Source organism: Mycobacterium sp. 155 (genome assembly GCF_000373905.1).
Lineage (GTDB): Bacteria > Actinomycetota > Actinomycetes > Mycobacteriales > Mycobacteriaceae > Mycobacterium.
In genome coordinates, this window is the sequence record NZ_KB892705.1 from 2832507 (window position 1) to 2846501 (window position 13995).

The window sequence follows — 13995 nt, forward strand, 5'->3', positions numbered from 1 at the left end:
CGGCTGGCGCCCGGCTCAATCCCTCCTCAATACCTCAGAGTGTGCGGAGATCTCGGGTGACGGCGATCCGGGCGACCAGCTGATCATCGGGAGGATAATCGACGGCCACCAGAGTCAGCCCTCGCGCAGGCGCGGCGGCAAAGTCACTGGACCTGCGATCAGCCCCCAGAAGCCCGGCGATCCACGCGGATTCGCGTCGTCCTTCCCCGACCGCAAGCAGCGCGCCGACCAGCGAGCGGACCATGTTCCAGCAGAATGCGTCGGCGGTGACGCGAGCGGTCACCAGATCGCCGCTGCGCTCCCACGACAGCCGCTGCAGATCACGAATCGTTGTCGCACCCTCACGGAACCGGCAAAAGGCGGCAAAGTCCTGCAGTCCCAACAACTCCTGCGATGCTGCGGTCATCGCGTCCAAATCCAACGGCCTCAGCCACGGCGTCACGAACCGGGCCTGCTGCGGATCCGCCCCCCACGGCGCGAGGGATAGGCGGTATTCGTAGTGCCGGCGCAGCGCAGAGAACCGGGCATCAAAACCGGCAGCGGCCCGCTCGATACGGCGCACCCGCACATCCGTCGGCAGGAATCGTGCCAATCGTCGCACCAGCGGCAAGAATTCCGGATCGCCGGGACGGGAGGTGCGGGGGTAGGCGAAACTCAGTGCGTCACACGGCACGTCGGCGTGCGCGACTTGACCCGTGGCATGTACGCCGGTGTCGGTGCGCCCCGCTGCCACCAACCGCACCGGCTCACGGAACACCGTCGACAGCGTCTCCTCGATTACACCGGCCACGGTGCGTTGCCCGGCCTGAGGAGCCCAGCCGGCGAAATTCGTTCCGTCGTAGGCGATGTCCAACCGCAGACGAACGTGCCCGCCACCGGAGTCGATGGCGGGCACGTCGTGAACGTCCTTAGGACTTGGCGTCATCCTCGGCCGAAGCCTCGGCCTCAGCGGTCTGCGCGTCGGCGATGCCCTCGTCCTCGGCTTCGGGCTCGTTGACCGCGGTCTCCTCAGCCAGCGCAGCCTCGTCGGCCTCGACAACCTTGGCCTCTTCGGTCTCGGCGTCTTCAACCTTGGTGTCGGCCGCCTTGGCCTGCGATGCGGCGGCACGGCGGGCGCGGTCGGCCTCGGAGGTCACTGTCTTCTCCCGCACCAGCTCGATGACCGCCATGGGGGCGTTGTCGCCCTTGCGGTTCTCGACCTTGATGATGCGGGTGTAGCCACCGTTGCGGTCGGCGAAGAAGGGGGCGATCTCGGCGAACAGGGCGTGCACGACGTCCTTGTCGCGGATCTTCTTCATCACCTCGCGCCGGTTGTGCAGATCGCCCTTCTTAGCGTGGGTGATCAGCTTCTCCGCGTAGGGCCGCAACGCCCGCGCCTTGGGCTCGGTCGTCTTGATCCGGCCGTGCTCGAACAACGATGTGGCCAGGTTGGCCAGGATCGCCTTCTGGTGTGAGGACGACCCGCCGAGGCGAGGGCCCTTGGTGGGCTTAGGCATTGTGACTACTCCTTTTCGGGGCCGGTCCCCGTATCAGGTAGGACCGGGACGGATCGGGCGGGCGAAGCCCGGGGAATCTACCCTGTTAGAGCTGTTCGGTTTCGGCGAAGTCCTGGTCGGTGTCCAGGTCGTAGCCGGCATCGCTGGTCCAGGTGCCGGTGGCGGCGTCGTAACCGGCGACCTCGGACGGATCGAAGGTGGCCGGGCTGTCCTTGAGCGAGAGACCCAGCTGATGCAGCTTGATCTTCACCTCGTCGATGGACTTCTGGCCGAAGTTGCGGATGTCCAGCAGATCGGACTCCGTGCGGGCCACCAGCTCGCCGACGGTGTGCACACCCTCGCGCTTGAGGCAGTTGTACGACCGCACCGTGAGGTCCAAGTCGTCGATCGGCAGGGCGAACGACGCGATGTGGTCGGCCTCGGCGGGCGACGGCCCGATCTCGATGCCTTCCGCCTCGACGTTGAGTTCGCGTGCCAGACCGAACAACTCGACCAGGGTCTTGCCGGCCGACGCCAGGGCGTCACGCGGGCTGATCGAGTTCTTGGTCTCGACGTCGAGGATCAGCTTGTCGAAGTCGGTGCGCTGCTCGACACGGGTGGCCTCCACCTTGTAGGTCACCTTCAGCACGGGGCTGTAGATGGAGTCGACCGGGATCCGGCCGATCTCGGCGCCCGACGCCTTGTTCTGCACGGCCGGGACATAGCCGCGGCCACGCTCGACGACGAGCTCGACCTCCAGCTTGCCCTTGTCGTTGAGGGTCGCGATGTGCATGTCGGGGTTGTGCACCGTCACACCGGCCGGCGGCACGATGTCACCGGCGGTGACCGCACCCGGCCCCTGCTTGCGCAGGTACATGGTGACCGGCTCGTCCTCTTCGGAGGAGACGACCAGGCCCTTGAGGTTCAGGATGATGTCGGTGACGTCTTCCTTCACCCCGGGAACGGTGGTGAACTCGTGCAGCACACCGTCGATGCGGATGCTCGTGACAGCTGCGCCCGGGATGGACGACAGCAGCGTGCGCCGCAGCGAGTTACCCAGCGTGTAACCGAAACCGGGCTCCAGCGGTTCGATGACGAACTTGGAGCGGTTCTCGGCGACAGTCTCTTCGGACAGTGTGGGCCGCTGAGAAATCAGCATTGTTTCTATCTCCTTCTCGGCACCCGCTATTTGATGCCGTCTGGGTGTCGTTCAACCGGGGTGGTTGAGCGACGGTTACTTCGAGTAGAACTCGACGATGAGCTGCTCCGCGAGCGGCACCTGGATCTGCGCCCGCTCCGGGAGCTGGTGGACCAGGATCCGCTGACGCTCGCCGACGACCTGCAACCAGGACGGGATCGGCCGCTCGCCGGCGGTCTCGCGAGAGATGATGAACGGGTCGGTGTTCAGCGACTTGTCCCGCACGTCGACGATGTCGTACTGCGACACCCGGTAGCTCGGGATGTTCACCTTGACACCGTTGACGGTGAAGTGGCCGTGGCTGACCAGCTGACGCGCCATCCGGCGGGTCCGGGCCAGGCCGGCGCGGTACACGACGTTGTCCAACCGGCTCTCCAGGATCTGGAGCAGGTTCTCGCCGGTCTTACCCGACTTGCGGTTGGCCTCTTCGTAGTACTTGCGGAACTGCTTCTCCAGCACGCCGTAGGTGAAGCGGGCCTTCTGCTTCTCCTGCAGCTGCGTGCGGTATTCGCTCTCCTTGATCCGCGCGCGGCCGTGCTGGCCGGGCGGGTAAGGGCGCTTCTCGAACGACTGATCGCCGCCGACGAGGTCGACGCCGAGGCGGCGCGACTTGCGGGTCGCGGGTCCGGTGTAACGAGCCATGAGTCTGTTTCCTCCCTGTGCCTAGACCCGGCGCCGCTTGGGCGGACGGCAACCGTTGTGCGGCTGCGGGGTGACGTCGGAAATCGCGCCCACCTCCAGGCCTGCGGCCTGCAGCGAACGGATGGCGGTCTCGCGGCCCGAGCCCGGGCCCTTGACGAACACATCGACCTTCTTCACGCCGTGCTCCTGCGCCTTGCGGGCGGCGTTCTCGGCGGCCAGCTGAGCGGCGAACGGCGTCGACTTACGCGACCCCTTGAAGCCGACGTGGCCCGACGACGCCCACGCAATGACGTTGCCCTGCGGGTCGGTGATCGAAACGATGGTGTTGTTGAACGTGCTCTTGATGTGAGCGGCACCGTGCGGGACGTTCTTCTTTTCCCTGCGACGCGTCTTCACGCCCTTCTTGGGAGCGCCTGCCTTCTTCGGTGGCATGGGTTACCTGGCCTTCTTCTTGCCGGCGATGGTGCGCTTGGGGCCCTTGCGGGTACGCGCGTTGGTCTTGGTCCGCTGGCCACGCACCGGCAGACCGCGGCGGTGCCGCAAGCCCTGGTAGCAGCCGATTTCGATCTTGCGACGAATGTCGGCCTGCACCTCGCGGCGCAGGTCACCCTCAACCTTGAGGTTGCCTTCGATGTAGTCGCGCAGGACGGTCACCTGGTCGTCGGTGAGGTCCTTGGTGCGCATGTTCCGGTCGATTCCGGTCGCGTCCAGGATTTCCTGAGAGCGGGTACGGCCGATGCCGTAGATGTAGGTCAGCGCGATCTCCATGCGCTTGTCGCGCGGAAGATCAACGCCCACGAGCCGTGCCATGTGGCGGTATTCCTTCTTCTGGCGGAGGTCTGTTCCCAGTCCGTTCCCACTCGTCTTGTGTGGGGTCCGGCCTCCGTACCGGACGTGTTGAGCTGCGCTGAACCGTCTTTTTGGCGCTTGACGCGCCGGGCAACTCAGTGGCGCTGGGAGGTCTGCATTCAGTTGTTTTGCTCGCCGTTGTGGTCAGTCAGGTCCCGAAGGAAGCCCTGACTAACCTTGTCTCTGCTTGTGCCGCGGATCGGAGCAGATCACCATGACCCGCCCGTGCCGGCGGATCACCCTGCACTTGTCGCAGATCGGCTTGACGCTCGGGTTCACCTTCACGGCTTCGCGATCCTGTTCTCTCGTCTTGTCTGGCGGAACTTTTTGGGGGCGGTTACTTGTACCGGTACACAATGCGACCCCGGGACAGGTCGTAGGGAGAGAGCTCCACCACAACGCGGTCCTCGGGCAGGATGCGGATGTAGTGCTGCCGCATCTTGCCGCTGATGTGGGCCAGGACCTTGTGTCCGTTCTCCAACTCAATGCGGAACATCGCATTGGGCAGGGGTTCGACCACGCGACCCTCGACCTCGATGGCACCGTCTTTCTTGGCCATACTGTCTAGCGATCCTTGCTTTCGTTTCGTATCGTGCGCCCGTGGCACAGCCACACAACCGACTGAAAACGTGAGCTGGATCGATAGAACTCCAAAAGTTCCAAGACAGGGCACGCAAAGAGTCGGCGCGGAAGCCGCACCGTTGGTCCACACTACCCGCAGTTCCGGCTGCGCCAAAATCGCAGCTGGCCAGCGGCAACCCCGCACAGAAATTATGCACGGTAGCGACACCCGGCGACACGACCTGCCGTCCATGCTGACCCGGATCGAGGGCGATCAGTCCGCGCCGAGCCGGGTCGACGGGCAGGCCGTCGCGGCGCCGTCGGAGTAGCACCGCCTGACCGAAAAAATCGCTGGAAGTGGGGCGCATACTTGGATCGATATGACTGGACCCGCGCCTGCGCCCCGTAAACCAGTAATCCTCACCGTCGACGACGATCCGGCCGTCTCCCGTGCTGTCGCGCGCGATCTGCGCCGGCACTACGGCGAGCGATACCGGATCATGCGTGCCGAATCCGGTCTGGACGCCTTGGAGACCATCAACGAACTCAAGCTCCGCGGTGACACCGTCGCAGTGTTCGTGGCCGACTACCGGATGCCGCAGATGAGCGGTATCGAGTTCCTGGAAGCGGCAATGGACCTCTACCCGATGGCCCGCCGCGTGCTGTTGACGGCCTATGCCGACACCACCGCGGCGATCGACGCCATCAACATCGTCGACCTGGACCATTACCTGCTCAAGCCGTGGGATCCGCCGGAGGAGAAGCTCTATCCGGTGATCGACGGGCTGTTGGAGGCCTGGCACGCCGTCGGCGACCGGGCCATCCCCCACACCAAGGTGATCGGCCACCAGTGGAGCGCCCGGTCCTGGGAGGTCCGCCAGTTCCTGGCGCGCAACCAGCACACCTATCGGGCGTTCACCTCCGACGAGCCGAAGGGCAGGCAACTGCTCGAGGCCGCCGGTCTGGACAGCCGGCGGCTTCCGGTGGTGATCACCGAGGGCGGCCAAACGCTGGTCGAGCCCACCGACGGTGAGCTCGCCGACATGCTGGGGCTGTCCACCAGCCCGTCGCTGACGATGTACGACCTGGCGGTCATCGGCGGCGGCCCGGCCGGGTTGGCCGCGGCGGTCTACGGCGCCTCCGAGGGGCTCAAGACGGTTCTTATCGAGGGCACGACGACCGGTGGGCAGGCTGGACGCAGTTCACGGATCGAGAATTACCTGGGCTTCCCCACCGGGGTGTCGGGCGCAGAGCTGGCCACGTCGGCCCGTAGGCAGGCCGAGCGTTTCGGCGCCGAGGTCATCACCACCCGCGAAGCCACCGCGCTCGAAGTCGCCGGGGCCGCGCGGACCATCACATTCGCCGACGGCAACACCATCGGCGCGCGTGCGGTGATCCTGGCGACCGGGGTCGACTATCGGCAACTGCCGGTGCCGGGCTGTTGGGATGACCCGCTGAACCCGCTGAATTACGTCGGCCGTGGCGTGTACTACGGCGCCTCGGTCTCCGATGCCTCGGAATGCCAGGGTGAAGACGTCTACATCGTCGGCGGCGCGAACTCGGCCGGGCAGGCGGCCATGTTCATGTCGCGCGGAGCGAAGTCGGTGACGCTGCTGGTCCGGGGACCGTCGCTGGAGGCGTCGATGTCCTACTACCTGATCCAGCAGATCGAGGAGACCGCCAACATCCATGTCCGTACCTGTACCGAGGTGGTGGAGGCGATCGGCGAGGACGATCACCTCGTCGGGCTGGTGCTGGAGGACAAGCGCACGGGCGAGCGCGAGAAGGTGACGTCGACGCGGATGTGCTGTTTCATCGGCGCGACCCCGCGCACCGAGTGGCTCGACGGTGTGGTGGCCCGCGACGACCACGGCTTCATCCTGGCCGGACCAGACCTGCGCGACGTCTGCGGCTGGACGTTGGAACGTCCGCCGCACCACCTGGAAACAAGTGTGCCCGGTGTGTTTGTTGCAGGTGATGTGCGTGCCGACTCTGCCAAACGGGTGGCGGCCGCGGTCGGCGAAGGGTCGATGGCGGTGATGTTGGTGCACCGGTACCTGGCGGAATCATGATGGCCGGCCCGCCGGCGAAGCCTGAGGAGCTGATGACAACCATGAGCGAAGGCTGCATACGCGAAGAACTGCGAACCTTGTTCCTGTTCGAATCACTGAGCGACGAACAACTCGACATCCTGTGTGCCAACGGTCATATCGCCACGTTCGAACCAGGCCCCGTCTGTACCGAGGGCGAACCCGCCACGTGCTTCTACGTGATGCTCGACGGCGAACTGGTGATGACGATGAAGTCCGGCGGCATCGACATCGAGACCAACCGCACCTCAATGCGCGGGGTCTACTGCGGCGCCTGGTCGGCCTACATCCCGGGTGAGCAGCCGGTGTACGAGGCGTCTGTTCGGGTGACCAAGCCGTCCCGGTTCTTCGTGCTGGACGCCAAGGCCTACGCCGACTTCATGCGCACCGAGTTCCCGATGGCGGTGCACCTGTTGGAGGGGCACAAGGTCGGTGGCCTCCGGCGCCGCCAGATCATCGGCCAACGGGAGAAATTGCTTGCTCTTGGCCAACTTTCGGCCGGATTGACTCATCAGCTCAACAATCCCGCAGCGGCGACCGCGCGTGCCGTCGCCGATCTGCGCGACCGGATCAGCAAGATGCGCCACAAGCTGGCGATGCTCGGCGACGGGCACGTTCCGCCTGCCGCGTTGCGTGAGCTGGTCAGTATCCAAGACCGGGTGGCCGAGCAGATCGCCAAACACAAGGCGCAGGATCTGACCGCACTGGAGGCCTCCGACCGTGAGGAGCAGATCGGCGAGTGGCTCGAGGACCGCGGAATCACCAGCGCCTGGGATTATGCGCCGACCTTCGTCGACGCCGGGCTGGACATCGACTGGTTCGAAAGTGTCGCGGCCTCACTTGACGACGTCGATGCCACGGCATCCTTCATGAGCGCGATCGGCTGGCTGCGCTACACCATCGAGACCGAATTGCTGATGAATCAGATCGCCGAGGCCAGCAAGCGGATCTCGGCGCTGCTGGCCGGCGCCAAGCAGTATTCGCAGATGGACCGCGCGCCGTACCAGACCGCCGATATCCACGAACTGCTGCACAGCACACTGATGATGTTCGGGGACCGGATCGGCAAGGAAGGCAAGGGCGTTCAACTCGTCAAAGACTGGGACAAGTCGCTGCCCGAGCTGGTCTGCTACCCGGGTGACCTGAACCAGGTGTGGACCAACATCATCGACAACGCGATCCAGGCGATGAACGGCGAAGGCACGCTGACGGTGCGCACCGGGCGCGAAGGGGATTTGGTCCGCGTGGAGATCTGCGACGACGGCCCGGGTATTCCGGCCGACATCATCGAGCGGATCTTCACGCCGTTCTTCACCACCAAACCGTTCGGGGAGGGAACGGGGCTGGGCCTCGACCTCGCGTGGCGCATCGTCGTCGAGAAGCACAACGGTGACCTGCGGGTGCAGTCCGAACCGGGCAACACCCGATTCATCGTGCTGCTGCCGCTTGAGGCGCCAGCACCCGAAGACCTGCCCACACCGATGTAGACCGGCAACCGGACCGTGAAGCGGGACGCGGATCACGTGCCCGTGCGGATTCTGACCTCACCCGACAAACTGGTACCGGCACGTGCCGAACTCGCGGGGCCGCTGGGCCTTCAGTAATCGAAAGGGACGCCAATGACGTTGAACCTGGGCCGCTTTGGGGTGTGGACATTCGGTGCGCCGACGCCCGAGCAAGCCGTCGAGATCGAGAAGCTGGGCTACGGCGCCATCTGGCCGGGCGGGTCGCCGGCCGCGGATCTGGCGTTCGTGGAACCGATCCTGGCGGCCACGGACGCCCTGCGGGTGGCCACCGGCATCGTCAATGTGTGGTCCGCTCCGGCGGCGCAGGTGGCCGAGTCCTATCACCGCATCGAGGCGGCGTATCCGGACCGGTTCATCCTCGGCATCGGCGTCGGTCATCCCGAGCACACCCAGGAGTACCGCAAGCCCTACGACGTCCTGGTCGAGTACCTCGACGCGCTCGACGAGCACGGCGTGCCGAAGGATCGGCGGGTGGTGGCAGCCCTGGGCCCCAAGGTGCTCAAGCTCGCCGCGGACCGCAGCGCGGGCGCGCACCCGTACCTGACCACGCCCGAGCACACCGCACACGCACGTCAACTCATCGGTCCGGATGCCTTCCTGGCACCCGAGCACAAGGTGGTGTTGACCGACGGATCGGAGCAGCAGGACGAGGCCGCGCGTGCGGTCGGTCGCGAGACCGTCGATTTCTACCTGAATCTGAGCAACTATCTGAACAACTGGCGCCGGTTGGGATTCAGCGAGGACGACATCGCCAAGCCGGGTAGCGATCGCCTGATCGATGCGGTCGTCGCGCACGGCACGCCCGACGCCGTTGCTGGCCGTTTGCGGCAACATCTGGACGCGGGCGCCGACCATGTGGCGATCCAGGTGCTCGGCGGGCAGGACAAGCTGGTGCCGACATTGACCGAGCTGGCCGGGCCGCTGGGCCTGAAACGCTGACCGAGCCGCCCGTTAGAGTTGGTCCATGCGGTTGCTGGTCACCGGGGGTGCCGGGTTCATCGGTGCGAATTTCGTACAGGACGCCGTCCGGGACGGCGCATCGGTGACGGTGCTCGATGCCCTCACCTATGCGGGCAGCCGGGAGTCGCTGACGCCGGTGGCCGACGAGATCCGCTTGGTCGAGGGCGACGTGTGCGACGCGGCTCTGGTGTCGAGCCTGACCGCCGAGGCCGACGCCGTCGTGCACTTCGCCGCCGAAACCCATGTGGACAACGCCCTGGCGGATCCGGCACCGTTCGTGCAGTCGAACGTCGTCGGCACCTTCACGGTGCTGGAGGCGGTGCGCCGGCACGGGGTGCGGCTGCACCACATCTCCACCGACGAGGTGTACGGCGACCTGCCTCTCGACGATCCGGCGCGGTTCACCGAGACCACGCCGTACAACCCGTCGAGCCCGTATTCGTCGACCAAGGCTGCCGCCGATCTGCTGGTGCGAGCGTGGGTACGGTCCTACGGCATACGCGCGACGCTGTCGAACTGCTCCAACAACTACGGCCCGTACCAGCACGTGGAGAAGTTCATTCCGCGTCAGATCACCAACGTGCTCACCGGCCGCCGGCCCAAGTTGTACGGCGCCGGCGCCAATGTCCGCGACTGGATCCACGTCGCCGATCACAATGCCGCGGTGCGCAGGATCTTGGCCGACGGCCGAGCCGGGCAGACCTACCTGATCGGCGCGCAGTGCGAGCAGAACAACCTGACTGTCATGCGCACCCTATTGCGGTTGATGGACCGCGACCCCAACGATTTCGACCATGTCACCGACCGTGCGGGACACGATCTGCGGTACGCCATCGACCCGTCGACCCTCACCGACGAGCTGGGGTGGAAGCCGGTGCACACCGACTTCGAGGACGGCCTGCGTAGCACTATCGAGTGGTACCGCGCCAACGAATCGTGGTGGGGTCCGCTGAAAGAGAAGGTCGAGACCGACTACCAGGAGCGCGGACAGTGACCGCACGGGAGCTCAAGGTTCCTGGGGCATGGGAACTCACGCCCAGACTGCACAGTGATTCCCGCGGAATATTCTTCGAATGGTTCACCGCCTCGGGCTTCAGCGGCTTCACCGGGCACGAATTCGATCTGAGACAGGCAAACTGCTCGGTGTCGGCGGCCGGAGTGCTGCGCGGCGTGCACTTCGCCGAACTCCCCCCGAGCCAGGCCAAGTACGTGACGTGCGTGCGGGGTGCGGTGTTCGACGTCGTGGTCGACATCCGGGTCGGTTCGCCGACGTACGGCCAGTGGGATTCGGTGCTGCTCGACGACCGCGACCGCCGCTCGGTCTACCTGTCCGAGGGCCTGGGCCACGCTTTCCTTGCGCTGGAAGACGATTCGACGGTGATGTATTTGTGTTCGGCGCCCTACGTCCCGGAACGCGAGCACACCATCCTGGCCACCGACCTCGGCATCGAGTGGCCTGACGGTCATGAGCTCGTGATCTCCGAACGCGATGCCGCTGCACCCACTCTCGATGAGGTGCGTGCAGCGGGTCTGCTGCCGACCTGGGAGCAGACGCGCGCCTTCGTCGAGGAGTTACGCGCCGAGTCTTAGCTCGTCCCCCGTGGCACGACCCAGTCGACAGGCAGAGCGACGCGAGCAATAGCTCCTATGTCAAGCCGCTGCTGATTGTGGCGGCTGACTGGGGGTTTGGTGGTCGGGGTGGCCGGCGTCGCGGCGGAGGGCTTGGTAGACGCGGCGGGCGATGCGGCGTTTGACGCAGCGCCGGGCGGCGGCTTTGGTTTTCCCGGCATCGACCAGCTTGTGGTAGTAGATCTGCCCGGCGCTGCCGGTCATGCGGATCTGGGTGACGGCGATGCGGTGGAGGGCAGTGTTGAGTTGACGGTTACCGGCGCGGCTGAGCCGCATCTGCCCGGCGCTGGCCCCCGACCACGCCGGGATGGGCGCGACTCCGGCGTGACAGGCGAACGCCGCCTCACTGGTGAACCGGGTGACGCCGGCGGCTTCGCCGACGATCTTGGCCGCAGTCAGCTCCGCGCAGCCGGGGATCTCCAGCAGCGCCGGGGCGGACCGGTGCGCGCTGGCCGCCAAACGCTTGGCTAAGGCGTTGATCTCGCTGGTGAGTCGGATGATGTCGGTCAGCTCTGCGCGGGCAATTTCGGCGACCAGACCCGGCAGCTCCGTCAGCCAGGCCATGAGCGTCTGCTGCTGCTTGACGGCACTGAGTGAGCCCACCGCGGCGGCCCGCTCGGGATCGAGGTCATGGGCATGCCAGAGCAACCGGTTGATCGCCGAGGTACGTTGTGCTACAAGGACATCACGGCGATCGGTCAACAGTTTGAACTCCCGCGACGTCTCGTCATGAGACGCCACCGGCAGGTCGGGTTCCCGCAGCACCGCCCGGGCCACCGCGAGCGCATCGATCGGATCGGACTTGCCCCTCACCCGCGCGGACTTGCGGGTCTGGGCCATCAGCTTGGTGGGCACCCGGACCACTTTTTGCCCGGCGCCCAGCAGGTCACGTTCCAGGCGCGCGGACATGTTGCGGCAGTCCTCGATGCCCCAGATCAGCTCGGTGCCGAACTGCTCGCGCGCCCACGTGATGGCCGTGTGGTGCCCGGCGGTGGTGGCCTTGACGGTCTTCTCGCCGAGCTTGCGTCCAACCTCGTTGACCGCGACAAAGGTGTGGCTGCGCTTGTGTACATCGGCTCCAACAACAACCATGGTGGTTGCCTCCTTCAGTCATGAAGAGGGGGTGTATTGAGGTTGGGCCGGGCGGCGGACACTTCTCAGTCGGGGCGATGCCACGCTCCTATCAAGTCGCGCCGTCCGGTCCTTCTCATCTGGTGCCGGCACTACTGCTCAACGCCAACCCCCCAAAAAAGGGGCGGCAGACGCGAAATGAGCCAGACACCAGATGATCCGGAACCAACCACCGCACGCGGGGTCTGTCACCTCGACACACCGCAACACAGCACCCTCACAATGACACTGAGACGTGAAAGTCCCCGACACGCCGGGGAAAACGGACCTTCGCGTCTGCTCGCGCGCGATCGGAACCCTTGCGGTACCGACCCCTTGCCAAACGACACAGCCAATTACTAGGATATGCAAGTATCCTGAGTGAGCCCCTAGTTGCCACTGTTGCGCATAAATCCTGGACGGACGTCATGACCACACAGATTCCCCACTTCATCAACGGCGAGCGGACCACCGCCGGATCGACCCGCACTGCCGATGTGTTCAATCCCAGCACCGGCGAGGTCCAGGCTCAGGTCCTGATGGCTTCGGCCGCTGACGTGGACGCCGCAGTCGCCGTCGCTGTCGAGGCCCAGAAGGTTTGGGCCGCCTTCAACCCGCAGCGCCGCGCCCGAATCTTCATGAGGTTCATCGACCTGGTCAACCAGAACGCCGACGAGCTGGCCGAGCTGCTGTCCCTCGAGCACGGCAAGACCGTGGCCGACTCGCTCGGCGACATCCAGCGCGGTATCGAAGTGATCGAGTTCTCGGTCGGTATCCCGCATCTGCTCAAAGGTGAGTTCACCGAGAGCGCGGGTACCGGCATCGACGTGTACTCGATCCGCCAACCGCTGGGCGTGGTCGCCGGGATCACCCCGTTCAACTTCCCCGCGATGATCCCACTGTGGAAGGCCGGCCCCGCCCTGGCATGCGGAAATGCGTTCATTCTCAAGCCTTCTGAGCGCGATCCCTCGGTGCCCCTGCGCCTGGCCGAGCTGTTTCTCGAGGCTGGACTGCCGGCGGGTGTGTTCCAGGTGGTCCAGGGCGACAAGGAAGCGGTCGACGCGATCCTCGAACATCCGGATGTCAAGGCTGTCGGCTTCGTCGGCAGCTCCGACATCGCGCAATACATCTACTCCACCGCGGCCGCGCACGCCAAGCGCGCGCAGTGCTTCGGCGGTGCCAAAAACCACATGATCGTCATGCCCGACGCCGACCTGGATCAGGCCGTCGACGCGCTGATCGGGGCCGGCTACGGCAGTGCCGGCGAGCGGTGCATGGCCATCAGTGTCGCCGTCCCCGTGGGCGAAGAAACAGCGCGACGGCTTCGTAACCGCCTCGTCGAGCGGGTCAATCAGCTGCGGGTGGGCCACAGCCTCGATCCCAAGGCCGACTATGGACCACTGGTGACCGAGGCGGCCCTGGCCAGGGTCAGGGACTACATCGGCCAGGGCGTGGAAGCCGGCGCCGAGCTGGTGGTCGACGGCCGCGAGCGGGCCAGTGACGAGCTGACTTTCGGTGACGTGAGCCTTCAGGGCGGCTACTTCATCGGTCCCTCCCTGTTCGACCACGTCACTCCCGACATGTCGATCTACACCGATGAGATCTTCGGGCCGGTGCTCTGCATTGTGCGGGCCCACGATTACGAGGAAGCCTTGCGGCTGCCGACCGAGCACGAATACGGCAACGGCGTGGCGATTTTCACCCGCGACGGCGATGCTGCCCGCGATTTCGTGTCACGGGTCCAGGTCGGCATGGTCGGTGTGAACGTACCGATCCCGGTTCCAGTGGCGTACCACACGTTCGGCGGCTGGAAGCGATCCGGCTTCGGTGATCTCAACCAGCACGGCCCCGCGTCGGTGCAGTTCTACACCAAGGTCAAGACCGTGACCGAGCGGTGGCCGTCGGGCATCAAGGATGGCGCCGAATTCGTCATCCCGACCATGAAGTAGTACCCA

Annotated in this window: 14 protein-coding genes and 1 pseudogene; 6 read left to right on the forward strand and 9 right to left on the reverse strand. The window is 65.6% G+C overall.

Annotation, left to right across the window (positions count from 1 at the left end; all coding sequences use genetic code 11):
- Positions 1-34 precede the first annotated feature (34 nt).
- The 8 genes from truA to infA all read right to left on the reverse strand — a co-directional run bounded on the left by truA (position 35) and on the right by infA (position 4723).
- Entirely contained in the window at positions 35-925 is an 891-nt protein-coding gene (gene truA, locus B133_RS0113445) for a tRNA pseudouridine(38-40) synthase TruA (protein ID WP_198291001.1), read from the reverse strand.
- Positions 909-1496: a 50S ribosomal protein L17 gene (gene rplQ, locus B133_RS0113450; protein WP_018601782.1), complete on the reverse strand. Its 588-nt coding sequence runs from the start codon at positions 1494-1496 to the stop codon at positions 909-911. The genes truA and rplQ overlap by 17 nt, the downstream gene beginning before the upstream one ends.
- Positions 1497-1581: 85 nt before the next feature.
- On the reverse strand, positions 1582-2634 hold the full coding sequence (locus B133_RS0113455) for a DNA-directed RNA polymerase subunit alpha (protein ID WP_018601783.1): 1053 nt from the start codon (positions 2632-2634) through the stop codon (positions 1582-1584).
- A gap of 75 nt (positions 2635-2709) precedes the next feature.
- Positions 2710-3315, reverse strand: coding sequence for a 30S ribosomal protein S4 (rpsD, locus tag B133_RS0113460; RefSeq protein WP_018601784.1), 606 nt, complete (start codon positions 3313-3315; stop codon positions 2710-2712).
- Between the two features lie 21 nt (positions 3316-3336).
- A complete protein-coding gene (gene rpsK, locus B133_RS0113465; RefSeq protein ID WP_019972253.1) occupies positions 3337-3747 on the reverse strand; it encodes a 30S ribosomal protein S11 in 411 nt (136 codons plus the stop codon).
- 3 nt (positions 3748-3750) lie between these two features.
- Positions 3751-4125: a 30S ribosomal protein S13 gene (gene rpsM / locus B133_RS0113470; protein WP_018601786.1), complete on the reverse strand. Its 375-nt coding sequence runs from the start codon at positions 4123-4125 to the stop codon at positions 3751-3753.
- A gap of 210 nt (positions 4126-4335) precedes the next feature.
- Positions 4336-4449, reverse strand: a complete 114-nt coding sequence (rpmJ, locus tag B133_RS23745; protein WP_003879483.1) for a 50S ribosomal protein L36 — start codon at positions 4447-4449, stop codon at positions 4336-4338.
- 52 nt (positions 4450-4501) lie between these two features.
- The gene (gene infA / locus B133_RS0113475) at positions 4502-4723 is read right to left on the reverse strand and encodes a translation initiation factor IF-1 (RefSeq protein WP_003418601.1); all 222 of its coding nucleotides are present in this window, start codon (positions 4721-4723) and stop codon (positions 4502-4504) included.
- A 382-nt stretch (positions 4724-5105) separates the two neighbouring features.
- Between infA and B133_RS0113485 the strand changes: the two genes are divergently transcribed.
- The 5 genes from B133_RS0113485 (at position 5106) to B133_RS0113510 (ending at position 10891) form a co-directional block, all read left to right on the forward strand.
- A complete protein-coding gene (locus tag B133_RS0113485) occupies positions 5106-6797 on the forward strand; it encodes an FAD-dependent oxidoreductase (RefSeq protein WP_018601788.1) in 1692 nt (563 codons plus the stop codon).
- 41 nt (positions 6798-6838) lie between these two features.
- Positions 6839-8302 (forward strand): ATP-binding protein, encoded by a 1464-nt coding sequence (locus B133_RS0113490; protein ID WP_026256397.1) that lies wholly within the window; start codon positions 6839-6841, stop codon positions 8300-8302.
- Positions 8303-8434: 132 nt separating this feature from the next.
- Complete coding sequence (locus tag B133_RS0113500) at positions 8435-9280, forward strand: LLM class F420-dependent oxidoreductase (RefSeq protein ID WP_018601791.1); 846 nt, start codon at positions 8435-8437, stop codon at positions 9278-9280.
- 25 nt (positions 9281-9305) lie between these two features.
- Entirely contained in the window at positions 9306-10295 is a 990-nt protein-coding gene (gene rfbB / locus B133_RS0113505; protein WP_018601792.1) for a dTDP-glucose 4,6-dehydratase, read from the forward strand.
- Positions 10292-10891: a dTDP-4-dehydrorhamnose 3,5-epimerase family protein gene (locus B133_RS0113510; RefSeq protein ID WP_018601793.1), complete on the forward strand. Its 600-nt coding sequence runs from the start codon at positions 10292-10294 to the stop codon at positions 10889-10891. The genes rfbB and B133_RS0113510 overlap by 4 nt, the downstream gene beginning before the upstream one ends.
- Positions 10892-10954: 63 nt before the next feature.
- Here B133_RS0113510 and B133_RS0113515 read toward each other — a convergent pair.
- Positions 10955-12022, reverse strand: a pseudogene (locus B133_RS0113515) (IS110 family transposase); the annotation flags it as partial.
- A 446-nt stretch (positions 12023-12468) separates the two neighbouring features.
- Here B133_RS0113515 and B133_RS0113520 point away from each other — a divergent pair.
- The gene (locus B133_RS0113520; protein WP_018601794.1) at positions 12469-13989 is read left to right on the forward strand and encodes a CoA-acylating methylmalonate-semialdehyde dehydrogenase; all 1521 of its coding nucleotides are present in this window, start codon (positions 12469-12471) and stop codon (positions 13987-13989) included.
- Positions 13990-13995 lie beyond the last annotated feature (6 nt).

Excerpts from the sequence above, each read along its gene's own strand:
- truA (WP_198291001.1), bottom strand. The coding sequence starts at position 925 with ATGACGCCAAGTCCTAAGGACGTTCACGACGTGCCCGCCATCGACTCC.
- rplQ (WP_018601782.1), bottom strand. The coding sequence starts at position 1,496 with ATGCCTAAGCCCACCAAGGGCCCTCGCCTCGGCGGGTCGTCCTCACAC.
- B133_RS0113455 (WP_018601783.1), bottom strand. The coding sequence starts at position 2,634 with ATGCTGATTTCTCAGCGGCCCACACTGTCCGAAGAGACTGTCGCCGAG.
- rpsD (WP_018601784.1), bottom strand. The coding sequence starts at position 3,315 with ATGGCTCGTTACACCGGACCCGCGACCCGCAAGTCGCGCCGCCTCGGC.
- rpsK (WP_019972253.1), bottom strand. The coding sequence starts at position 3,747 with ATGCCACCGAAGAAGGCAGGCGCTCCCAAGAAGGGCGTGAAGACGCGT.
- rpsM (WP_018601786.1), bottom strand. The coding sequence starts at position 4,125 with ATGGCACGGCTCGTGGGCGTTGATCTTCCGCGCGACAAGCGCATGGAG.
- infA (WP_003418601.1), bottom strand. The coding sequence starts at position 4,723 with ATGGCCAAGAAAGACGGTGCCATCGAGGTCGAGGGTCGCGTGGTCGAA.
- B133_RS0113485 (WP_018601788.1), top strand. The coding sequence starts at position 5,106 with ATGACTGGACCCGCGCCTGCGCCCCGTAAACCAGTAATCCTCACCGTC.
- B133_RS0113490 (WP_026256397.1), top strand. The coding sequence starts at position 6,839 with ATGAGCGAAGGCTGCATACGCGAAGAACTGCGAACCTTGTTCCTGTTC.
- B133_RS0113500 (WP_018601791.1), top strand. The coding sequence starts at position 8,435 with ATGACGTTGAACCTGGGCCGCTTTGGGGTGTGGACATTCGGTGCGCCG.
- rfbB (WP_018601792.1), top strand. The coding sequence starts at position 9,306 with ATGCGGTTGCTGGTCACCGGGGGTGCCGGGTTCATCGGTGCGAATTTC.
- B133_RS0113520 (WP_018601794.1), top strand. The coding sequence starts at position 12,469 with ATGACCACACAGATTCCCCACTTCATCAACGGCGAGCGGACCACCGCC.